Origin of the sequence: Methylobacterium radiodurans (genome assembly GCF_003173735.1) — a bacterium.
Taxonomy (GTDB): Bacteria; Pseudomonadota; Alphaproteobacteria; order Rhizobiales; family Beijerinckiaceae; genus Methylobacterium; species Methylobacterium radiodurans.
On the sequence record NZ_CP029551.1, the window covers coordinates 1,131,563 to 1,154,019 of the forward strand.

The following is a 22,457-nucleotide window of genomic DNA, read 5'->3' on the forward strand; positions in this document are numbered from 1 at the left end:
TCGGGCGGCCTCCTTGGCGGTCGAATGCCCTGCCGACGGGCCGTTCGAAAACGGAACCGTGGCGCTTCCGACACCTCGTGCGCGAATCCCTGACCCCACCCGGCCGAAGCGGGCATCGTCTCGATACAACGATCCCGACGCTCGTCGATTCGACCAGATTCGGTTGATCATTCTCCATTTTTTCAGATCCGTGCGCTTCTGGAGAACGGAACATCTTCGATGTCGTTCGGCATAAGCGCGAGATCAGTGAGAACATCGCTTCCGCTCGGATCATCATTGATCTTTGCGATCGCCGCGTCTTGCGAAATCCATTAGCTGAGCAATATCGATTGTCGGGTGTCTGCGGTGCGCCGTCTTCGTGTCAAAGTGTGGCGCTTGGGAACCCAGGCGCCGCCGATGCTCCGGCGTATCGGGAGGGCACCGCGTCGACGAGGTTCGATGGTGCCGTGACGAAGCGATACACCCGGCAGCGTCTCGCGCGGCACGGCGTGATGGCTGCATCGACTTCGCGGAGGCTTCCTCCCCGCCTATCGGCGCCCATCCGCAGCTACGCGCACAGATCGAGGCCGGACCGCTGCTGTCCGGAACCCTCGATGTCGCCGGTGGCGCGGCCCGGCATGGTGGCGCAGGCCGCTCGGGAGGTACGTTACCGACGGCCCTCCCGCGAGACGGTCCGGAGTCAGCGTTCGATGGGACGGACCGGACCCACCGGGCAGCCAGAACCCGCCCGGAGTTGTCGCCACTGAGCCGATGGCTGGTCCGGCAAAGCGGTACAGGTCGACGCGGGGGCCTGGAGCCGTGCCATTACCCGACGCGATCGGACGCGGAATCGGCTGGTGGGCAGAGTCAATGTTCCGCGTGCAGGCATTCGCCGTGGTCGGCCAGAACCTCGATGATGCGGCACTCCCGGACATGGCCGCCGGCACACTGGTCGACCATTGCCTGCATTTCCTTTCTCAGGCCGGTGAGGCGCGCGATCCTGTCGTCGATAGCGCCGAGGTGCCTGCGCGCGATGGCATCCGCTTCGTTGCAGGGGCGATCCGGCTGTCCGGCCAGGAAGAGCAGGGCTTTGATATCCTCGATCTCGAAGCCGAGTTCGCGTGCATGTCGGATGAAGCGCAGCCGTCGGACGTCGGACATGTCGTAGGTCCGCCGGTTTCCATCGGTGCGCTCCGGCTTCGGCAGCAGGCCACGCTCCTCGTAGAACCGGATGGTCGGGACCTTCACGCCCGCCTGCCGCGACAGATCTCCTATGGCAATCGGCTTCATCGCGCTTGCTCCTCTGGCGACTAGAGGAATTAGGGCTGTGCCGGACGTCAGGAAAGGCAGCCGCGATGAGCGACGAAGCGACTTTGGATTCGACCGGCACGGCTGTCACGCGCCTGCGGGTGACGGGCATGGATTGCGCATCGTGCGCCGCGAAGGTCGAGACCGCGATCCGTCGCCTGCCGGGCATCGAGCAGGTCGAGGTCTCCGTCGCAACCGAAACGCTCACGGTGAGGCATGCCGCCGATGCGGAAGCCCGGGCGATCACCGCCGCGGTGCGCGGACTGGGCTATGGCGTGGAGAACCCGGACGCGGCTCCGACGTACGATGCGACCGCGCCGGACGCGCCCTGGTGGCGGACGCGCAAGGCCATGCTGGCATCCGCCTGCGGCGCGTCGCTCGCGCTGGCCTACGCCCTGGGACACGCGGCGCCGGCGACGGAACGTTGGGCGTTCCTCGCCGCCATGTCGGTCGGCCTGGTGCCGATCGCAGGGCGGGCGTTGTCCGCAGCCCGACACGGCACGCCTTTCTCGATGGAAACGTTGATGACGGTGGCCGCCATCGGCGCCACCGTCATAGGGGCCACCGAGGAGGCGGCGACGGTCGTCCTGCTCTTTCTGGTCGGCGAACTGCTGGAAGGCGTCGCGGCCGGACGCGCCCGGGCCAGCATCCGCGCGCTCAAGGAATTGGTGCCGGACACGGCGCTGCTGGAAGCCGGCGGAACGACCGAACAGGTTAACGCCGCGCTCGTGCAGGTCGGCGACATCGTGCTCGTGCGCCCAGGCGACCGCATCCCGGTGGACGGTACCGTCGTCGGCGGCGAGGGCGCGGTGGACGAGGCGCCTGTCACCGGCGAGAGCGTGCCGAAGCGCAAGGTGGCGGGCGACGCGGTATTCGCCGGAACCCTGAACGGGGACGGCGTGCTGCGGATCCGGGTGACGGCTGCCGCGCGGGACAACACCATCGCACGGGTCGTACGACTGGTAGAGGAGGCGCAGGAAGCGAAGGCCCCGACCGAGCGCCTGATCAACCGTTTCTCGAAGATCTACACCCCGGCCGTGGTAGGGATGGCGGCCGCGGTCGCCGTGCTGCCGCCGCTGCTGCTCGGCGCATCCTGGGACGAGTGGGTCTACAAGGGCCTGGCCATCCTCCTGATCGGGTGTCCCTGCGCCTTGGTCATCTCGACGCCGGCGGCCATCGCGGCGGCTCTCGCGGCAGGGGCGCGCCAGGGACTGCTGATCAAGGGGGGCGCCGTCCTGGAGCGCCTGTCCGCCGTGACGACGGTCGCCTTCGACAAGACCGGAACCTTGACCGCAGGCCAGCCCATGGTCACCGACGTGCTCGCGTACGGCCGAACGGAGCGCGACGTGCTGTCCCTTGCGGGGGCATTGGAGAGTGGCTCCTCGCATCCGCTGGCCAGAGCCATCCTGGGGAAGGCCGCCGAAGTCGGAGCGCCCATCCCGCCCGCCGCCGGGGCAAAGGCGCTCGGCGGCAAGGGCCTAGAGGGAACGGTCGGTGGTCTGGACCTCTTCCTCGGCGCTCCGCGCGAGGCCGCCCGGCGCGGTGCGCTGACGCCCGATCAGGAAGCGAAGGTCGCCGAACTGACGGAAGAGGGCAAGACAGTTGCCGCTCTCGTCGTGAACGGCGCCTTGGCCGGCTTGCTCGCCATGCGCGACGAACCCAGGCCCGACGCGAAGGACGGCATAGACCGTCTGGCTGCGGAGGGGATCGGAATGGTCATGCTGACCGGCGACAACGCCCGCACGGCACAGGCCGTCGCCGCAACTCTCGGTATTGGAGCTTGGGCGGAGCTTCTGCCCGAGGACAAGCAGCGGGCCGTTCTCGACCTGAAGGCTCTCGGGAGGGTCGTGGCGAAGGTCGGAGACGGCATCAACGACGCGCCGGCCTTGGCCGCCGCCGACGTCGGCATCGCTATGGGCGGCGGCACCGACGTCGCGCTGGACACGGCCGATGCGGCCATACTGCGCGGACGGGTCGTCGACGTGAGCCGCATGATCGAGCTGTCGCGGCGGACCCTCGCCAACATCCGCGCGAACATCGCCATCGCGCTCGGCATGAAGGTGGTATTTCTGGTCACGACCATCGCCGGTGTCACCGGTCTGTGGCCGGCCATCCTTGCCGACACCGGGGCGACGGTGCTGGTTACGGCGAACGCCCTGCGCCTGCTGCGGACGAGATACCGAGAGAATGGTCCAGCCGCTCGTTCGGAGGCCCGCATCGCGCCGGCGGGCCCGTCCCGGAGACCATGAGCGGGCGCACGGCGTCGGCGAAAAACCGCGCCCCACGGCCACGGATATTGCCAGAAATTGGCCATCCTAAGCGCAGAAATGTGCAGACATCACACCAGGCATGGAGCTTTCCGGTCGTTGTCCGATGTAGCTGCCTTCTCTGGCGTCGGCAAAACAAGAGCCTTGACCTGGCGGCACAATTGATAGACCGACGATCCGAGGGGTGCATCTTGGAAACACGGCAATGGCAGAAGAAGCAGCGAGCCTTCCGTACGAACTCGTCGACCTCACAGGCAAGATCGTCGCCGCCTACGTAGCCAACAATTCGGTTCCCGCGACCGAGCTCGGCGCCCTGATCAGGATCGTCCATACGGCATTGATCGGCATCACGGCCGACTCGGCAGCCGGTGCCGGATCGGCGGAGGAGATGGTCAAGCCGACGGCGGCTCAGATTCGCAAGTCGGTCACGCCGGATGGACTGATCAGCTTCCTGGATGGCAGGAGCTACAAGACCCTGAAGCGACACCTCACCACGCACGGCCTCGATCCGCGTTCCTATCGTGAGCGCTTCGGTCTGCCGTCCGACTACCCGATGGTTTCGCCCGACTACGCTGCAAAGCGCTCGGCGTTGGCCAAGCAGATCGGTCTTGGCCGTCCCGGCACTTCCGCGGAGAGCCAGCCTGCAGCGAGGGATCGGCGCCGCAAGGCCGCCTGAACATCCTCTTCCCGCCATTCGTTATCGGATGACGAGTTCCGGCCGTCGGAGCGGCCGGACTCAAACCTCGCGGGACCGTTTAAGTCGGCCCGTCCTTTCGCGTTCCCCCTTGCCCCTGGCGGCGTAGCAGCCTTCACCGCGACGCCACCCTCGCCAGACCAGACCGTTTCCAAGCGGAGGTCCGCATCGCCTCCCCGAAGTCGCTGCAGATTTCCGGGAGCGGAAGGTCGGCGACACGGGACCGCATGGTCCTCGTCCTTCAATGGACGCGCCCTTCCCAGCGCCCGCCGTCATACGGCCGCCGCATCGCAGCCATGGCCAGCGCTATGCGCTCTCCGCGGCAGCCGCTAGGACGTCTGCCGGAGCCGTGCATGCGCCGGGAAGCGCCTTGCGTGCCGGAAGCTACTTTCCTTGTCCAGGAGTGCGATGTCCAGGAGTGCGATCCGTCACGTCGGTCTGGGCATCGAAGACGATGGACGCGGATGGTCCGGGATGCCGACCGCCCGTCCCGGGTAGACCTGCAACGGCCGCAGCCGGCTTCGAGTGTCCCTGGGTCAACCGAGAGAGGTCGGCATTGCAGCCACGCGCTGCGGGAAGGACGCCAACGGTTTCGCAGACATCCATCGTCTTGCCGCTACTTCCGGATGGCTGGATTCGTAACGGATCCCAATCCCCTGCGAGCTCGACTGGCTGCGGTGGCAGGTGGCCGCCATTTGTCGGCTTCGTGACAAAGCATTGCGGGCATCCAATCCGACCTGATCCAGTCGAATTTCTGCCGTATCATCCAGTTCCTTGCTCCGTGAAACATGGACTGGATCGATATGGTTTTCGAGGCAGATGGATTGTCCATAGAGGAGCAACTGGTCCGACGCAATCGTGAGACTGACTTCTATATGATTTCGTGTTATTGCCAATTTTTACAATAATTCTTCGTAGATACCTCACTTGGCGAGACGGGCTTGTCGATGTTGAGAATCTTTATTGCCTTATACGAGGATGAGGTTGACCAATGGAGCTTGTCCCGATGGCGCTGTCTGTCGACGGATGGAAACAATCTCCACAAGTTGCTCGGCTGGCAGTCGAGACTGATCCATCGTGTTCATTCGCGAAAGCCCTGAACGACGGATGTGGTGCCGATCGCCGACAACCTTAACAAACGTCCTTCTTCATCGGACTCAGCCGGACGATCTGTTCAGCAATCCGGCAGATTTCGACGTCGGCCTCGACGGCCCAGCATTACTCCTCCCGGCGATCGTCCTTGGATTTTGGATCCACATGACAGCCGCCTTCCGCGGGAGTTCGGCGTTGCTGGTGGTCTTCCGCATGCGGCTCTTGGTCCGCCGCGACCCGATCCGACGCGCGGCCTGAATGTGTCCTTGTTCGCGCGGTCGGATCGCAGCGACGGCTATGGACGGCTATAGAAAGAGATGAAGGAACGACCAATGGACACACTCGTGATCGGAGGGGGACCGGCTGGGCTGACGGCCGCGATCTATCTGGCCCGCTATCACCGTGCCGTCACGGTCGTCGACGACGGCAACAGCCGCGCCAAGTGGATCCCGCGTTCTTACAACCATGCCGGCTTTCCCGACGGCATCGGCGGCGAAGAAACTTCTTGCGCGGATGTCGGCGCAGGCTCGACGCTACGGCTCGCAGTTCGTGAAGGGGCACATCGATACGATCGACGGAGATTTCGGCCGTTTCCACGCCCGTGGGGACGGTATCGCCCTGGAGGCGAGCACGATCATCATCGCGACCGGGACGGTAAACCGGCGCCCGGACGTCGATCCGGCAACGCATCGATCGGCCCTCGACAACGGCCGGCTTCGGTATTGCCCCGTATGTGATGGGTTCGAGGCGACGGACCAGACGATCGGCGTCATTGGTGGAGACGCGCGCGGCGTCACAGAGGCCCTCTTCCTGCGCACCTATTCGAAAGACGTCACGCTGCTCGCGGTCGATTCGATGGACGTCTCGGCCGACGACCGGCTGATGCTCGAACACTCGGGCATCAGGATCGAGGAGCGTCCGCTGGCGCGGCTCGTCTTCAACGAAGAACATGTCTCCGCTCTACTGAAAGAAGGCGGCGAACGCCGCTTCGACACCGTCTACCCGGCGCTGGGATCGGATTCGAACGACGGGCTCGCCCACGCCCTCGGCTTGGACATGGCCGACGGTTGCTGCATTGCGGTCGATCGGAAGCAGCGTACGAGTAGAGAGGGCATCTACGCGGCGGGCGACATCGTCTATGCGCTCGATCAAATCAGCGTCGCCATGGGACACGCCGCAATCGCGGCAACGACCTTGCATAACGATCTCCGCGCGCGCGAGGGCCGCAAGCACAGGCGCCAAAATTAGGGTCGAGGATAGAACCTGATCGCCCATGCCCGACGGTTAAGAGCGCAGATGAGGGCTACGGAGGCGAGATGCAGGTCGGGTCGTGGCAGATGGAGGGCGGCGTGCTGCTCACGTACACGACGAGGTCGCGCCTCGTGCCCGGCTTGCACCCGTCCGTCGGTGATCCGCCCCGCCTACCCGTCCGACGTTTCCGACGAAGAGTGGGCGCTGGTGGCGCCCTACCTCGTGCTGCTGCGGGAGGACTCGGCCCAGCGCGACCATGACCTGCGCGAGGTGTTCAACGGGCTGCGCTACATCGTGAAGACGGGCGCGCCCTGGCGTTTCATGCCCCACGATCTGCCGCCGTGGGCCGCGGTCTACCACAGCAGACGCAGCGCTGGCTCTCGGCCGACAGCTTCGCGGACGTGGCCGGCGACCTGCGGGCGGTGCTGTGGATGGCGGCGGAGCGTGAGCCGGAGCCGTCTGCGGTGATCCTCGACAGCCGGACGCTGCGCTCCTCGCCCGAGAGCGGCGAGCGGGCGGGCTACGACGGGGCCAAGCGCAAGCGCGGGGCGAAGGTGCATCTGGCGGTGGACACCCCAGGTCAGGTCGTAGCGCTGCATGTGACGCCCGCCCGTACCGACGACCGGGCCGAGGCCGGCCGGCTGTCTGCCGAGGTTCAGGCGGAGACGAGCGACAGCGTCGAACTGGGCTTTGTCGATCAGGGCTATTCCAGCCCCAAGCCCGCCGCCGCCGCGCGTGCCCACGGCATCGACTTGGAGGTAGTGAAGGCGCCGCAGGCCAAGCGCGGCTTCGTCCTGCTGCCGCGCCGGTGGGTGGTGGAGCGCTCGTTTGCCTGGGCCACGCGCTGTCGGCGGCTGGTCAAGGGTTACGATCGCTACGCCAGCACGTTGGCGGGTCTACACATGGTCGCTTTCGTATGCCTCATGCTCAGACAGGCCGAAAAACTTATGACAAGTGCATAACAGCCTGTAGAGCGGTTCCCGACCGCGCTGCAATCGGGAACCGCTCCAAGTTCTTGTTTTGACGCGCTCTCTTGCGCCGAACCGGTGTCCACTTCGGTGGAGTGCGCTCTAGTTGAGGGGAACAGCCGCCTCCGTCGAGGCCGGCCTCAGGAGAGGTGCGCCCGCCCTATTGCCACCCGGACTGCGCGCCGCTTCTCAGCCTGCTTCGACGCTCCCGTCGGGCGACTTGTCTTCGTTGCGGGCCACCTGCTTCAGCGGCAGGAGGTAACGCAACGTCAGATAGGTGACGAGGCTCAGGATGGTTGCGATGTCGTAGAGGCCGTACCCCACGGCTGCTCCCAGAGCCCCCGTAGCCCATAGGCTCGCCGCGGTCGCGGTGCCGGAGGCACGGCCGGCATGTTTCAGGATCGCGCCGCCGCCGATGAAGCCCACGCCCGTGATTAAGCCTTCCAGGATGCGGGCCTGTCCCGTCGACTCCGCCCCGAGGACGCGGATCGCGACCAGCACGAAGCCGCAGGCGGCGACCGCGACGAGGGGAAAGGTCCGGATGCCGGCCGAGCGCTCCTCCTGTTCACGATCCCATCCGATCGGCACCGCGAGTGTATAGGCGACCGCGAGATCGAAGACGTGAGATGCCACTTCCCAGAGGCTGAAGGTCATGAACTTCATCGGCGTGACGGTTCTTTCGCGATGGCAGCGCTGTGCGCGCTACGTGGGAAGCCAGCCTCAACCCGCCCGCTTATACGCAATGCAGATCGCTTAAGGTAGCGATCTGCGACGGCCCAAGTATCGTGGTGCCCCACGAGGAACATCGTGGCCGCCCGGTACACTTCGGGCACGATCGATCTGCGCCACATCGATGAGGTGAACCCGGTACGCAAGCTCTAGTCGACAATACTGACCGCCATCGACCATGCCGTGGTATTCCTGGCGATCCAGAACGGGTGGGCCGCGGCTTCCGTGATGGAAGCCGTGCTGCTGGCGTCACCGGTCGCCAGCGCGAAGGATCCGAGCACCTACGAGATTTCGAGCGAGGCGGTCTCGAAGCCCGAGTCCCACCCCTTCATGCTCCGCGGGGAAGATGGCCCGTTGCAAGGGGGTGACCGAGGCTACCGCGGCCAAGCTCTACACGAGCGCCGAGGGCAAGGCGCTCTACGATAGTTAGTCTACTCCGCCGATCCCGCCACACGGCATCGACCTGTACCGGCCGATGGATGAAGCACTGCAGCGGGCCGTCCGACAGCTTAGCGACAGGCCCAATCCTGCAACCTATCAACGACCAAAAGCCCGGGCGCTCGGTGCGCTCGCCCTAATCCTCCGTAAGGCGGCCCACCGCCAGATGCCGGCTGTCGGGGCCAATGAAGCAATGGATGGCAGAGGCGCGGCGAGCATCCTTCGTAGCTCAATATAGGCAATTGATCCTATTGTCCCGAGTGGATCCTTGCCAATCTCATTCCTTCGATTGTGGTCTGCGTGTTATCGCGGCTCAGTCTCCCTATCGATGCGAGGCAAATTCACCGTAATCCGCCCCGCAATAGGTTTATATTCTTGATTTTCGCATCGAGCTGTGCCATAGGCGGTGTATCAGCCAGCGAACCGCTGCGCCGCAGCGGCGTCGGCTGACATGCAGCACGGTAGCCGCGGGTGATCCAGCCAATGCCAGCTCGGCCGTCGCCGATGCTCAGCCAGACTGCCGCGCCAACCGCGACTGCATCTCCTCAGAAGGCCCCCATCACGGGGGCTTTCGCCGTTTTAGGAGCCTGCTTATGACCGCCCACGACTCACCTTGCACCACTCCGCCCGCGCCGGTCGCCGAAACACCGCTCGACCGCCCGCACCCCGACCTCATCCTTTTCGGTCGGGGGACCGTCGACCGGCCGCGTGCCGCTTGGTTCGGCGCCACAGACGCGGAGGCTGCCACCGCCGCCGCCGCGACCATGCAGCTGAGAACCTTCACGGTCGCGGACGAGGCGGCCCGAGACCTGGCCAAGCATCTGGCGCGTGGCCGCGTGCTGCCAAGCGGTCGCGCCCATGTGCCGTTCGTGAAGCAGGAGCTTTACACCCGTCTCCTCGCTCTGGCTGACGACGAAGCGCGGCCGGTTGGGAACGGGAATGCCTCGAAGGGCGCGACGGTGGCCATCGCGGGAGCGACCCCAGCGAGGGCCGCCGCGGAGCCATCCGCCACGCGGCCGGGCGAGCGCACCTTCGTGGGCGACTCGAAGCCAGAAAGCCGGGACGAGATCGGGCTGGGCAGCGTCGTGCTTGCCCATGACGGCCCCGACGAGGGCTGGTGGGAGGCCGAGGTCATCGGCATCAACGGCCGCGTCTTCTCCTTGCGCTGGCAGGGGTGGCCGACCGAGCCGACCATCCTCAGGAAAGCGGGCGAGCTTGCCCTGCTGCCGCCCGGCGAAGCGTAAGCCCGACGACCAGCGCCCGGGTCACTTTCCTGCCGCCCGGGCGCTTCAGCGGCGCCCCCTACGTGCTGGGTCGCGCCCTGCCGCTATCCTTTCCCATCCTCCGAGGTTCCCATGACCGTCATCACCGATGCGGGGCGCATTGCTGCGCTCAACGACATCCTGCGCCGCTCCCTCACCGGCGGCACGCTCGTGCCCACCGCCGGGGTCGTCACGCTCGGCCGCGAACGTCAGCAGCTTATCCTCGACGCTGTCGGCGCGTTTGTGGCCTTCACGCCCGACAACGACCCCTACGGCGAGCACGACTTCGGCGCGTTGGAGGCCGCTGGCGAGCGCGTGTTCTTCAAAATCGACTGCTACGACCGCACGGGGCGCTACGCCTCCCCAGACCCAGCCGACACGAGCGTCACGCGCCGCGTGCTCACAGTCATGCTCGCCGGGGAGTACTGAGGTGGCCGGGCGCAGATTGCTGGCGTCTGTCATGCCGGCACCTGGGCCGTGTCTCGTGCGCGGCGAGGCCGAGCTGGGTGCCCCACCCGCGCAGGCCATGCTCGGGATCGAGCCGGCGGGGCACGACCAACCCAGTGGATGGCCCTACTTCGTGCGGCGGGACGCGCCGGTCGAGCTAGGCGAGTGTCCGCTGCACGTCGCCACCGGCATCCAGCGACTGGCTGATGCTCGGTTGATCGCCGCCGCGCCGGACTTCGCCGCGGGGCGGCTGCACCTGCTCACCGCCCCGGCGCTCGGCGCGCGCGACCTCGAGGCCCGCACGCGCGGCGGTGGACGCGGCCTGGGCGCTGTTCGTACGGGTCGCCCCTCATCTTGAGATCGGCACGTTAAGGCGACTAGTGCCCGGGGCTTGCGGTGCTCACCCCGGCTTCGCACGCCGCCCCGCCCGCAGCGGCGCCGGCCGCTCGGCCCCGGCTTCGGGTTCGACAAACAGATCCGCGAGCGGCACGGTCAGCGCGCGGGCCATCGCCTCCAGCGTCGAGATCGTCACGTTCTCCGAGCCGCGCTCGACGCGGCCGACATAGGCGCGGTCGATGCCGGCAGCCAACGCCAGCCGCTCCTGCGACAAGCCTTGGGCGACGCGCAGCCGCCGCAAATTCCAGCCGATCAATGCCCGCGCCTCCATCGAGCGAGAAGGCCCGAACAGCGGCTTGACAATCGACGGACCAACAGTCCCACATTCCCTTTACTCCACTGCAGCCCAGGGCAGCGGTCGCGTCGTCGGCCCCGTCCCAAGGAGCCCCTACTGATGATGCTCTTCGCCTCCGGCACCTACCTCCTCGTCGCCCTCATCCTCGGGAGGGCAAGCTACGTCTTGACCCGCCGCTGGGGACTTAACGCTGTTGGCCGCGGCTGGGCGGAGCTGCCAACCATTGGGATGCTGCCGACGATGGTCGCGGACGTCGAAGCGCGCTGGGCGGCGAACGCAAGCCCAAGCTTCACGCATGTCGAGGCCCGGGAGGGGGGTGCGGTGATGGGCGACGCGGGCGGCCAGTACCATGTTGGCGAGCGGGATATTGATGATCTCGCGGCCGCGGCGAGCGCGCGACGCGCGCGGGCCTTGTCGTTGGTCGGTGCCGTCGTCGGCGCGGTCATCCTTACGGCCCATGCCGGCCCGGCGCGGGCGCAGTCGACGGACCCCGTGATGACGCCGCCGAATTGCGAGACCTATGAGCGCAAACGCCCTCACGGCGGCCCGTTCGAACAGCTGTCGGACCTGTTCAGCTTGTCGATCTACCGCTGGGAGGAGGCGGACTTCGGCCGCTACCGAGACTTTCTGCTGGTGTGTGGGGGCAGGCTGCCGAGCTTGCGCGGCAATGTCCCCGCCGAGGCATGGGGTGCAGCCGTCGCGCGGGGCGTTGCCGAGCTGAAGGAGTACGCCGGCTACGGGCAGGGGCGGCCTCGCACGAAGCTCGATCCTGACACGCCGGATTACACGCCGACCTTTCTCAAGATGAGTTGCGACCGCTTCACCCGAGCAACCATCGAGAGTTGGGCAGGCAACGGCACGCCAGGCAAGATCGAGGGATCACCCTTCACTGTACCGGTGGCGTATTGGAACGACGAGGTGTGGCAGTCGCTGGAGAATCGCCTGCTCGAATGCGAACAGCAGCGACAGTCGCCGCACGCAACTCGAACCAAAGTGCGGCTGCTGGTCGGCGCGCAGAGGGAAAGATACCACTGGGAAATTGACCGCGCCCAGGAACCTGAACGCAACAGAAAGATGATCGCCTGGGCGCAGGAGGGGCAACAAAAGGAAGCCGAGGCATTGGACAAGTTCCGGCGAGAGGAACAGGCGCGGCTGGCGAGCGACTCTTGCAACCAGGTTGAAGTGCGGCGACAGATGATGAGTGCAGCCAATGCAATGCTGCAAACGCGCTACGGAGCGCGTACGCTGATCGATCTGACTAACGGCCGAACGAGCGGCCTTGAGCCAGCGCCGGGACGCTCATGCATTTTCACAGTGGACTGGTCGTCGGGTCAGCGGGGCGTCGTGGTGATTACGCAGCGCAAGAACTCGTTCGGCGACGATTTGATCGAGGTCCGGCCGTTCGAGCGTTGAGCTAAGCGTCACGGTTGGAGGCAATCAGCGTACAGTCCGTGCAAGTCGAGGCGCAACCGCCAGCGATTTGTCCCATGATGTGTTGGGAAGCGTCGAGCATGTTATCACGATCTTGAAAGCGCCTTGGGCCTGAGCCTGCGCCACGAACCTTCGGTTCGCGACCGCCCGCGCTGACGATCGTCAGCGCGGGGCGTCTTCGAAATCACCGCATCCGAGAGAGGAGTGAAGTCGAGCCCCCCAGCCAGCCACCGCCGCCGTGACGGTGGTGACGGCTCTTCTCCTTTCCTTTTTACTGTATTTTCAGTATTTTACGATGATATAAATAGCTGTCACCACCGTCACCGGGGCAGTGGCTGGCTAGCGGGCAGGGCCCGTTTCCAAGCCTAGGCTCAGCCCCTCAAGCGCAAGCCGATCCAGAAGTGACCCTTGTTGGTTTTGCGGCTGACCCGTCCGAGTGCAATCAGGCGCGCTTTGAACGTGGCGAGCGAGACCGGCTGCTCGCCCGCTGCCGTGCACCAAGCCCCGAAGTCGGAGTGCAGATCGGTCGCGCCAACGCGGGCGCCGATATCCTGCACTGTCCGCTCGCGCAGGTAGCGGCTGACGTGGTCGGCGCCGTGACGCCACGCTTCCGTCGCCGCGCGCACGACGTTGGGCGGTTCCAACCCCTCCCTTTGCCAAGCGAGGCAGCCCGCCACTGCCCAGTTCAGGACGCCAGGTAGCTCGGCCCGCAGACGCTCCGGCAGCCCCTTCTTGGCCGTGCCCTCGGGCACGACGTTGATGAAGGGCAGCACACGGATCCGACGCCAAAAGGCGTTGTCGGTCGCGCGGACCTTCGGGAAGTGGTTGGCGTACAGCCACAGCTTGAACTGCGGCATGAACTGGATCAGATCCTGACGCATGAAGCGGGCGGTGATCGGGTCGCCGCCAGTCAGGCCCTTGATCGCCGCCTCGTCGAACTGCTGTGAGGGATGAATCTCACCGGCCGTGACCATGCGTGCCCCGGCCATGCGAGCGAGGTCAGTGCGGATGGGCTCGAACTGCTTCGTCGTGAAGCTTTCAACCGGCGTGTGCACGGCAAAGCTGCCAAGCAACTCGCGGATCAGGTTGACGAAGGTCGATTTTCCCGTCCCGCCTTCGCCCTGCAGGAAGAACAGCACCTGCTCGCTGACCACGCCGGTAAGCGTCAGGCCGACCGCCTTTTGCAGGAAGGCGATCAGCTCGGGCTCGTGCCCGAGGCGCTGACGCAGGAACCGCTCGAAGACGGGGCAGCGCGCCTTCTCATCGTAGACGATTGGCGTCAGGCGGGTGAGGCGATGGGCCGGGTCGTGCGGCCCAAGCGTACCGGTGCGCAGATCGAGCGTGCCGTTGGCTACCGACAACAGGTAGGGCTCGGCGTCGAAACGCGAGAGCGGCGTTTCGAGATGGCTACGCGCCAGGAAGATCGCGCGCTCCAGCGCCCCCTTTGACAGGCTGGCCTTGGAGAAGGCCTCACGGCTTGCCTTGAGCTTCCCGTCGTTCAGATAGGCGGCTTCATGCGCGATAGCATGAGCGCACTCCTCCGCACGGCGCAAGGCCGCCGTGTCCGCGGCGGGCTCCCAGATCTTGCCGTTCCAGACGAGCAGGCCATGACTCGGCACATAAGCGACCTCGTTGCGGAAGCGGCGTGCGAAGCGGTGCCCGTTGTCCGCGTCGGTCTCGCCAAGCTCGGCGAGTTTAGCGGCCACAGGGTCATGGATGACGGCTTCCGCACCCGGCTGCGCCGCACCAGGATCCGCAAGGAAGCCGAGGTTGCGTGGTTCGAGGCGGCCGGCCCGCATCCCGCTCGCAATGGTTTTGGAAGTTGCCTCTGCGGTCAGGCCGACCGCCAAGGCCGTCTCCGTCAGGCGGGCGCGGACTTCGGCCTCATCGAGGACGCCGGGCTGGCAGAGCGCTCCAAGGACGTAGGCGGCCTTATTCAGTGTGGAGTTGCGCTTTCCCACGGTCGCGCGGCTGAGGGCGTTCAATTCGGATTTAAGAGCCGCCGCCGCATATGCGACTGTGCGGGTCGCATCAGGCCCCTGCGTCAACGGTTCGGTGAGTGGACGCACCCTCTCAGCGTCCGGCGATCGCACTACTAGGTCGAGAAGCCAGTCCGGGGCCTGCGCGATCGCGATCTCGCCGAGGGCGCGTCCCGGGGCAGACCGGTAGGTCGGTCCCAAGGGGTGCACGCTGCCGGGGAGGACGACGTAGCCCCGCTGCCCCTTTATGTCGATACCGGGGCCATGACGACCGCAGGATGACCTCACCGGCCGTCCCGGCCGCGCGCGGAAGATGAATTGGCGCCCTCGGGCTGTGATTGTCTCAACCGTCGCGGGAAACTCGCGAGAGCGGCCGATCAGCCTTTGTAAGGACTTTTCACCCTCCGGGCCATCCACATCGACAGCGAAAATTTCGCCGTCAAGGATCAGACCGTAGTTGTCGTGCTGGTGCGCCCTGGCGTGCGCCCGCACTCCCATACGGGTTGAGATTGCATCGTCGATCCCGTGGGGCACGCTAGGCACCTTGGACCGCGGCTTGAGTGGCACCACCGACAGGCCGTGCTGCACGGCGCGGCGTGCCTCCGCAGCAGGCCGCGGGAGGCTGGGGAAGGGCACGTAGGTTTCAGTGCGCATGGGCACTCCTTTTGAGGTTTTCAACATGGATCTGCTCATGAAAATGCCGCACAAGCCAAAGGGGCGACTGCGGCGAGGATGGGTATCTCTAGAATTTGCAGCAGATTGGAATGCGGCCTGCGGCTCTTACAGCTCGTCGTCCGACTCTGCCTGGAACGTTGCAGCGATCAGCGCGAGCAGGTCGATCCACTTGTAGCCGCCAAATGAAATCTTAGCCGCAACGGTTTTCAGCGCCTCAGAAACCTCGTCCTCAGAACGATAGTCCACCGCGTGGCGCACGCTCGATAGGATCAGCTCGGCTACCGCAGCCGCAAACGGCAAACCAGCCACGACGCTACGGAGTTGAGCTTGACGCTCGTTCAACGCCGCCAAGTCAGCGCCGTTCACCGAATGGCGCCATCCGAAGTCCATAGGGTCGTGTGGGCAGCGAGGTCCCAGATCAAGCAAGGACTTCGGAACGACCTTGACCGTGCGACCGGCGCTCGGTGTAGCCCGGGTGGGCGAGGCGGCCAGCTTCGCGAAGCGCCGGGCAAGCGGCCCGCCGGACCGGCCCTGGAACATGACCGTGCCTTTGGACGGCCAGTAGTTCAGATACTCGCCGGTCACCGCCTTGAACTGATGATGGGCTCCGTCATTGCGCGATCGCCAGGTGCCCGGCACGCCGCACGCTCTGACATCAGCCGGGAGTGTGTTAAGGTTGCCCTGATACTTTATCTTCATTGAAATCCTCGATCTCTATGGCTTAGGCCGATATACGATCGGTCGGCGCTGAAGCCGTTGGTGTCGTCATGGTGCCCTTGTCAGGCATCATGACCGGGAGTTGCCGCATCGGGTGCGGTGCGGGTTGCAACCTGCGTCGCCGCCCTACGCATTGGCGCCGCCCGCCTCGTCGCCCGTGCCGGGATCCGAAGGGGCTGCGGCGGCCGTGATCAGGTCGCGACGGCTTGGTCGGAGAGGGGAAGGGCGGACGGCCCTCCCCCCTTCTCGCTCTGCTCAAGCATCGACAACCTCCTCGGTCGCCGCGCTCGCCTCGGGCGCGGCCGTCGAAGTCAGCGGCGCAGACGCCTTCTCAGCCGTCTTGAGCTCCTCCGCGAGCGTCAGCAGGGACATCGCCATCCGTTCCACCCGCTCGCTCTGCGCGCACGGTGCTCTCATTGCGTCGAGGAGCTCGGCGTGCACCGACGAGGGCAGCGAGAGGATTTCGTCGCGGCGGCCGTCCACGCCGGTCAGGCGCAGCTTTGGCTGGATCTTGTTCTCCGTCACGCTGCGCGGTTCAGTGGGCGTACTTGCCGTGTTGGCATCCGTGCGCCGCTTGTTACGGCTCTTCACCCACTCAACGAATTCTTCAAGCGAGATGCCCTTCGCGTAGGCCTCGTTGAGGATCTCAGCCCAGCTTGAGCACAATTTTCTCTGGGGGGTGTCCTGTGGCCGGGCAGTGACCGCCACGCAGATCAGCGAAGCGTTCTTGCGCGACGCCTTCGTCGTCTTCACCCCAGACATGCGGATGACGATGGCGAGGCGGTCAGGATCGTCGGCGATGAGCAGACGCACTTTGTAGCTTGGGTGCAGCAACTCAAGCAGGCGCTCGTGCCACTCGTTTCCAAAATGGCCTTCGCCATTACCATACGACTTGCATTCACGGCAGGCGGCTCGGATCTCCTCGATGATGTCCGCCTTCACGTTTGGCGTTTGGTTCAGTTTGTCGAAGTTTTCATCTGGGGCGAAAACTGCCGTTTCGGCAGTCGGAGCTTCCTCCGCCACAGGTGTTTGCGTCGCGCTATCGAGCATGAACATCCCTCCAACCCTCGGAATGAGGGCGGAGAGAATTTAAACTTGGGCTGGATGCATGTCATTTTGCGGCCTTGCAAAGTGAAGCTAACCCTTTGATCAATCTATCAAACTAGCTCCGATATTTCATCCGGAAGGGGCTCGATTTGGATTTCCTCTGGCTGTATTGGGGCAGCCAATCTCAGCTCCGGCATCTCATAATCCTGTTGCTTGAGCCGAGTGCGGACAAATTCGTATTGGCCGAGATATCTGCGCAAATCCGCCATGTCATCAGTCATAGATAATAAATATTCCGCAAATGAGTTGCCAATCGGATGCAATGGTCGAAGATATCCTCCGCCAAAATGATCGAGCCAAATAAATGCGGCAAAATAATTACCTTTGCCTTTTAAAGCAAACGCTGTAGAACGCGTTTCCAGGTGCCTATAATATCCCCGGACGACGGCAAATTCGGCCTCTCGTTTGTTAATTTTCAATAAATTCTCAGCGCGTGAAAAATTGCAGTGATTATCTCCGTCTTTATAAGAATGAAATCTTAATGACACGTCATATAATGGCGCATAGGCTCTTTGTGCAATCCTTTTGTTCACCAGCAGACGGTCGAGGTCACCCCAAGAAAGGCTGTATGATGTTTTTCTCGATGTTCTGGGATTAATTATTTGATTTAATAAGTATCGTGTTTCTGTTTGTTTGAGTAGCGCTTCGAAAGGCATTTGCAGCCTGGCTTTGGGATGGCGCTTTGCAACCACATGTTCCAGCAATCGAACGCTGCTGAGCGTATGAGCTGCCGAAAGTGCCGCACGTGAAACCAAAATCCAGTTGTCGGGGTATTTTTTCCTCTTGGCTTGGTAGGGGTAAAGTTTTTTTCCGAGCGATATCGCAACTTGTAGTCCATAGAATTCGACAGCTCGAGACATGCGGCTATGAGATTCATCGAGAATATAGTCTAGGGCGCACCCTATATTGTACTCAATCAATCTGTCGTGTCTCTTTAAAATAAGCATTTCAATCGCCACTTCTGAGGATCTAGCGCAGAATATATTGAGACCTTAATGAATCAGTTGAGCTTTTATATGGCTCATAAGAAGCTCCCAGCAGCAGCTGGCAAGATACGGTGTGAACGGACGGTTTGCCGAACGGCACTGCCACGCGGGTGTCCGGCCCCTACCCCAGCGCATCATCGACAGCGTGCGCTCGCCCTCCCGCACGCGGACGACAGGTGCTGCCGTGTTCGGGAAGATGCTCGGCAGCGGCGGCAGGTTGCCGGCATCGTCACGTCGGACGCCGAAGGCATCGCGGATCTCGGCCTGCGGATGGATGAGGCTGTAGAGGTTGCACATGCCGCCATGCTCGCCGAGGGCGCGAGCCGGCTCAAGTGCGGGACGGCAGCGCTCCAGGCCGCGCGGTGTCGTCCGTGTCGACCTGAGCCCGACATGCCCGGCCGTACGGGTTCGGCTGCCGGGCGCCAACTTCATGCTGATACCGGCAAGTCTGGGTCAGCCGCACGCAGACTTCATACAGGGAGGCATGCTCGCCGAAGCGCTGCCTCAGCCTGTCGAGGCAGTACGAGCCAGACCGGCGGCAGGGGCTGCAGGAGATGATCAGGCGCCGGCTCCGGAGATCGCACAGCCGCTCCATCAGGAGCGCGGCGCGCCCGCGCGGATGTAGCCGCGCGAGATCAGCCGGTCGCGGCGCAGCGTGCGGCGCTCAGCTTCGGCCAGATCGGTAAGCGCGTCCTCGACCGCCTGCACCAACGCCGCCCAGGCATCGCCATGTGCGGCCACCCGATAGGCGAAGGCGATGCGCTCGGCCTCTGAGGGCTGAACCTCCTGGGGCTGCCCGTGCATTCCTACGTCACTCCGTGCTAGAACAAAAATAGAACATGCAGGTGGGCCGTTCCGGGTCACCGCAGGGGACAGTGCCTGTGGAAACCGTGGATAACGCCTGTTCGGGCCTTGGTGCGGAGAACCAGGATGACGGCCGTGCGACGCGTGGGCAGCGACCTGCAGGTGCAGGACGGCGATGACTGCCGGCATCTTCTGCGCGTGACGAGCGTCCAAGCCCTCAGCGATACGGACCCGCTGCGCAATGAGACCTTCATCACCGCCGCCGGGCGCACGATCCGGGTGCCGCAGGCGCTCGACAGCATCGTGGAGTTGATCGCGCCAGGCGAGCGGCTCGAGGCGGACACCCAGGACGAGCCGCGCGAGGCAACCGCCGCTGAGTGGCCGTTTTGAGCTCGGATCAGCCTGCCGATCCTGGCGAAGTGCGGTGCGCCGCCGCCGCATTCTACCTAGGGGATCACACGCTGGAGGAGGCGCTGGCGGCGTGGCGCCAGGATTACAATGCGCCAACCTTCCGGCAGCGCCGGATGCTTCTGGCGCGGCTCGGGACGGTGATCCGGCGGCTCGCCGCAGAGGCTGAGACGCTGCGCCGCCGCCATGGCCAGCCCCTTGCCTAGGCCAGAAGTCCGTGTCCTATTGGCCCCATCTGCACGTCTAAGCTGAGGCTCATGGGCCGTCTTCTCACCCTTCCACTGTTCACGGCGATCTTCGTGGCGCCCATCGGCTTGGCGGTAATGATAATTTGGCCGGCGATGCGGGGGACCGGCCGCATCGTCGTCGAACCTGCGGACCTCTCTGCCATGGCCTTCCTAACCCTGGGGCTGAGCGGGATCGCCGCGACCCTGGCCATGGGTCATGCGCCAAAGTCCCGCAGGTTGCGGTAACGCGTCTCAGCACCAGTTGGGGACGCCGTGACCGGACACACGTGTAAGCTCCTTAATGGTTCGCATGGTTCTCGCCGCGGTTGGGGCAGCCTTGTTCATCGCGGCATTGGCTGTGGGCGGAATGGGTCTTCGACCCTGGCTTCTGTCAGAAGACGTACAGGCGTCCCACAGGCACGGGCAGCCCTAGCCGCCCCGGCGGCGCATAAACGGGTTGCGAACCAATTGCATGCGATGCTGGCGCCCGTTTGAGTACTCATGATACTAGTCGGCCATGATTCGCGCGCTTCTCATTGTCCTGGTCGCCGTAGGCTTGGTCGGTACGATGATCGGAGCAGGCCTCATGCTCCGACAGTCGCTTGGACAAGGTGAAGCGGACCCGTTGCTCTTCGCGGGTCGCCAGTAGTGCCGGCAAACCGCCGACCCCGGGCCGCTGAGCGCAGACGTCCCGCCGCCATCGTCGGCCTGATCGCGTCTGAAGGCGAAGAAGCCCCGCGCGGTGGCTACTTGCGGGGCTGAAGGGTCGAGCAAGGCGAGATCACGCGTAGGGCGGGCAGCACCACGGCAGTGGCTGCCTAGCCGATGGCCACGATCCAGTCGCCTCAGGGCAGCACGACGGCAGTAGGCGCGGCCGGGGCCGTCACGACCTCGGCGGCGAAGGCCGCGAGCGGGACGAGGATGGAGACGCTGGCGCAGGCGAACGCCAGCGCAGCGAGAAAAGCCTTGCGGGGTCGCCGGCCTCTGCGGAAGCATCACGAGGGTGCGGCTGCCGTTCACCGCGACCGTCGGGGCGGCGGGCGAGGGATTGGCCGGGACGGCGGGCGCGGCGATCCCGGCGGAGTCCGCGGCCTTCGGCTTCTGCACCGCGAGCCGGGGGCGCCGGACACCCGCGACGGTGCCGGCGACCGGTCCCAGCCGTATCCGGGCCAGGTCGGCCAGGAGCTCCTCGGCTGCCGTCGGCTGCCGCCGGCAATGCAGGACGCGCAGTGAGACCGCGAGCGGCCCGCGCAGCGCGCCACGTCCCAGCTCGGCGCGCTCGAGGCCGTCGATCCATTGCCACCCGTAGGCGCACCGCTCGCTCACGGCGACGCCCAGGGGGCCGTAGGCGTTGTGCACGGGCCGGCGCACGATGCGGTAGGAACCGCTATCCTCCAGGCTGTAGACCACTCGGATGGGAACTACGAAAGCGTGCTACACTGATGCTACGAGCTGATGGGAAAACACTTGGATTTTCAGCGCTCTGAGTGACCCTGCACAGAATCCCGCAGGGGGACCGCTTCCACGCAACCGGCCGGGACGTGACCGAGCGTCGGGCCCTTGAGGAGCAGTTGCGGCAATCGCAGAAAATGGAAGCGGTCGGGCAGCTGACAGGCGGCGTCGCGCACGATTTCAACAACCTGCTGACCGTCATCAAATCCTCCACCGACCTCCTGAAGCGACCGAGCTTGAGTGAGGAGCGCCGGAGCCGTTACGTCGACGCCATATCCGACACGGTCGACCGTGCCGCCAAGTTGACCAGCCAGTTGCTCGCGTTTGCGCGACGGCAGGCGCTGCGCCCGACCGTATTCGATGCCGCGCAGTCGGTGGCCGCCATCGCCGACATGGTGCGCACGCTCACCGGCGCGCGCATCCGCGTCGAAACCGACACCGATGCAGGCCAGGATGCGGACGGCGAGCGGCTACCCTGCCATGTCGATGCCGATCCGAGCCAATTCGACACCGCGCTGGTGAACCTCGTGGTGAATGCCCGCGACGCGATGCAGGGCGAGGGTCGGTTGCGCATCGCGGTCAGGCGCGCCGACCGCATCCCGACCTTGCGCTCGCACCCGGCAGTGCCGGGCGACTTTGTGGCCGTGTCGGTCTCCGACACCGGCGGCGGCATCGAGCCTGACTTGCTCGAACGCATCTTCGAGCCGTTCTTCACGACGAAGGGCGTCGGCCACGGCACCGGGCTGGGCCTGAGCCAAGTGTTCGGCTTCGCCAAGCAGTCGGGCGGCGACGTCGCGGTCGACAGCGAGGTCGGCGCCGGGACCACCTTCACCCTGTTTCTCCCCCGGTCCGCCGATGGCTGGGCTCGGGAACCCGCGCGGGACGATCCTGGACCGCTACCCGAAGGCCACGGCACCCCGGTCCTGGTCGTCGAGGACAACGTCGAAGTCGGCGCCTTCGCCACGCAAGCGCTCGGCGAACTCGGCTACCAGGCCGTCTGGGTGAAGGACGCCCAGGCCGCCCTGGCGGAGATCGAAGCCTCAGGCCAGCGGTTCGAGGTGGTCTTCTCCGACGTGGTGATGCCCGGCATGAACGGGGTCGACCTGGCCAGGGAGATCCGGCGGCGGTGGCCCTACTTGCCGGTCGTTCTGACCTCCGGCTACAGCCACGTGCTGGCCTTCGAAGGTACCGACGGCTTCCCGCTGCTGGGCAAGCCCTATTCGGTGGCCGACCTGAGCCGGGCCCTGCGCAAGGCCTTGCGGGAGCGGTTGGCACTGACGTTCGGCTGACGGGTGATGCACGCGGTTGAAAGCGTCGGCCGAGTGCGCATCCGCCAGGGACCGCGCGCGTTGTCGTCCGGCGCCAGCCGGACGCGCCAAGGGGGACAACGCCATGCAATCGGACACGCCACGCCCGGGGGACGAGCCGTTGCCACCCATCGGCGACCCGCCGCCGGACCCGACGCCGCCCGAGGGCGATCCGCCGACGGAGCCGCCGGCACCGCAGCCACCCGGTCCGATCAACGCGTCCTGACCGCACGCGCCG

18 protein-coding genes and 3 pseudogenes are annotated in these 22,457 nt (G+C 65.2%); 12 read left to right on the forward strand and 9 right to left on the reverse strand.

The features are described 5' to 3' along the window. Positions 1-846: 846 nt before the first annotated feature. Complete coding sequence (locus DK427_RS04990; protein WP_109950304.1) at positions 847-1,269, reverse strand: MerR family transcriptional regulator; 423 nt, start codon at positions 1,267-1,269, stop codon at positions 847-849. A 65-nt stretch (positions 1,270-1,334) separates the two neighbouring features. Here DK427_RS04990 and DK427_RS04995 point away from each other — a divergent pair, with 65 nt between their 5' ends. The 6 genes and pseudogenes from DK427_RS04995 to DK427_RS05010 all read left to right on the forward strand — a co-directional run bounded on the left by DK427_RS04995 (position 1,335) and on the right by DK427_RS05010 (position 7,553). After that, entirely contained in the window at positions 1,335-3,536 is a 2,202-nt protein-coding gene (locus tag DK427_RS04995; RefSeq protein ID WP_109950305.1) for a heavy metal translocating P-type ATPase, read from the forward strand. A gap of 223 nt (positions 3,537-3,759) precedes the next feature. Beyond that, a complete protein-coding gene (locus tag DK427_RS05000) occupies positions 3,760-4,230 on the forward strand; it encodes a Ros/MucR family transcriptional regulator (protein ID WP_109950306.1) in 471 nt (156 codons plus the stop codon). Positions 4,231-5,325: 1,095 nt separating this feature from the next. Beyond that, a complete protein-coding gene (locus DK427_RS26040; protein ID WP_162559674.1) occupies positions 5,326-5,598 on the forward strand; it encodes a hypothetical protein in 273 nt (90 codons plus the stop codon). A 74-nt stretch (positions 5,599-5,672) separates the two neighbouring features. Continuing rightward, positions 5,673-5,732: pseudogene (locus DK427_RS27480) on the forward strand (FAD-binding protein); the annotation flags it as partial. A 73-nt stretch (positions 5,733-5,805) separates the two neighbouring features. Continuing rightward, positions 5,806-6,588, forward strand: coding sequence for an NAD(P)/FAD-dependent oxidoreductase (locus DK427_RS26930; protein ID WP_281276978.1), 783 nt, complete (start codon positions 5,806-5,808; stop codon positions 6,586-6,588). Between the two features lie 159 nt (positions 6,589-6,747). Next, positions 6,748-7,553, forward strand: a pseudogene (locus DK427_RS05010) (IS5 family transposase). 195 nt (positions 7,554-7,748) lie between these two features. Here the strand turns inward: DK427_RS05010 and DK427_RS05015 are convergent. Further along, the gene (locus DK427_RS05015) at positions 7,749-8,222 is read right to left on the reverse strand and encodes an MgtC/SapB family protein (protein ID WP_204165269.1); all 474 of its coding nucleotides are present in this window, start codon (positions 8,220-8,222) and stop codon (positions 7,749-7,751) included. A 1,097-nt stretch (positions 8,223-9,319) separates the two neighbouring features. Here DK427_RS05015 and DK427_RS26935 point away from each other — a divergent pair. From DK427_RS26935 to DK427_RS05030, 3 genes are all read left to right on the forward strand, one after another. Further along, on the forward strand, positions 9,320-9,970 hold the full coding sequence (locus tag DK427_RS26935; protein ID WP_245930806.1) for a hypothetical protein: 651 nt from the start codon (positions 9,320-9,322) through the stop codon (positions 9,968-9,970). Positions 9,971-10,081: 111 nt separating this feature from the next. Beyond that, on the forward strand, positions 10,082-10,417 hold the full coding sequence (locus DK427_RS05025; RefSeq protein ID WP_109950307.1) for a DUF3768 domain-containing protein: 336 nt from the start codon (positions 10,082-10,084) through the stop codon (positions 10,415-10,417). A 97-nt stretch (positions 10,418-10,514) separates the two neighbouring features. After that, positions 10,515-10,793, forward strand: a complete 279-nt coding sequence (locus DK427_RS05030) for a hypothetical protein (protein WP_109950308.1) — start codon at positions 10,515-10,517, stop codon at positions 10,791-10,793. A 42-nt stretch (positions 10,794-10,835) separates the two neighbouring features. Here DK427_RS05030 and DK427_RS05035 read toward each other — a convergent pair whose 3' ends face one another. After that, on the reverse strand, positions 10,836-11,102 hold the full coding sequence (locus tag DK427_RS05035) for a helix-turn-helix domain-containing protein (protein WP_109950309.1): 267 nt from the start codon (positions 11,100-11,102) through the stop codon (positions 10,836-10,838). A gap of 123 nt (positions 11,103-11,225) precedes the next feature. On the opposite strand from DK427_RS05035, the gene DK427_RS05040 reads away from it, so the two are divergent. Further along, a complete protein-coding gene (locus DK427_RS05040; protein ID WP_245930807.1) occupies positions 11,226-12,539 on the forward strand; it encodes a hypothetical protein in 1,314 nt (437 codons plus the stop codon). A 389-nt stretch (positions 12,540-12,928) separates the two neighbouring features. Here DK427_RS05040 and DK427_RS05045 read toward each other — a convergent pair whose 3' ends face one another. The 6 genes from DK427_RS05045 to DK427_RS05065 form a co-directional block, all read right to left on the reverse strand. Continuing rightward, positions 12,929-15,190, reverse strand: a complete 2,262-nt coding sequence (locus DK427_RS05045) for a phage/plasmid primase, P4 family (protein WP_162559675.1) — start codon at positions 15,188-15,190, stop codon at positions 12,929-12,931. 126 nt (positions 15,191-15,316) lie between these two features. Then, positions 15,317-15,910: a hypothetical protein gene (locus DK427_RS26045; protein WP_162559676.1), complete on the reverse strand. Its 594-nt coding sequence runs from the start codon at positions 15,908-15,910 to the stop codon at positions 15,317-15,319. 273 nt (positions 15,911-16,183) lie between these two features. Then, positions 16,184-16,984 (reverse strand): hypothetical protein, encoded by an 801-nt coding sequence (locus DK427_RS05055; RefSeq protein WP_162559677.1) that lies wholly within the window; start codon positions 16,982-16,984, stop codon positions 16,184-16,186. A 101-nt stretch (positions 16,985-17,085) separates the two neighbouring features. Then, on the reverse strand, positions 17,086-17,994 hold the full coding sequence (locus DK427_RS26050) for a hypothetical protein (RefSeq protein ID WP_162559678.1): 909 nt from the start codon (positions 17,992-17,994) through the stop codon (positions 17,086-17,088). A 33-nt stretch (positions 17,995-18,027) separates the two neighbouring features. Then, the gene (locus DK427_RS27485) at positions 18,028-18,318 is read right to left on the reverse strand and encodes an SOS response-associated peptidase family protein (RefSeq protein ID WP_162559679.1); all 291 of its coding nucleotides are present in this window, start codon (positions 18,316-18,318) and stop codon (positions 18,028-18,030) included. A gap of 297 nt (positions 18,319-18,615) precedes the next feature. Then, positions 18,616-18,825: a hypothetical protein gene (locus DK427_RS05065; protein ID WP_109950314.1), complete on the reverse strand. Its 210-nt coding sequence runs from the start codon at positions 18,823-18,825 to the stop codon at positions 18,616-18,618. Positions 18,826-18,951: 126 nt separating this feature from the next. Here DK427_RS05065 and DK427_RS05070 point away from each other — a divergent pair, with 126 nt between their 5' ends. Together DK427_RS05070 and DK427_RS05090 are read left to right on the forward strand one after the other, a co-directional pair. Beyond that, positions 18,952-19,215 (forward strand): hypothetical protein, encoded by a 264-nt coding sequence (locus DK427_RS05070; RefSeq protein WP_109950315.1) that lies wholly within the window; start codon positions 18,952-18,954, stop codon positions 19,213-19,215. A 1,780-nt stretch (positions 19,216-20,995) separates the two neighbouring features. Continuing rightward, a pseudogene (locus DK427_RS05090) lies at positions 20,996-22,201 on the forward strand (ATP-binding protein); the annotation flags it as partial. Between the last annotated feature and the right edge of the window lie 256 nt (positions 22,202-22,457).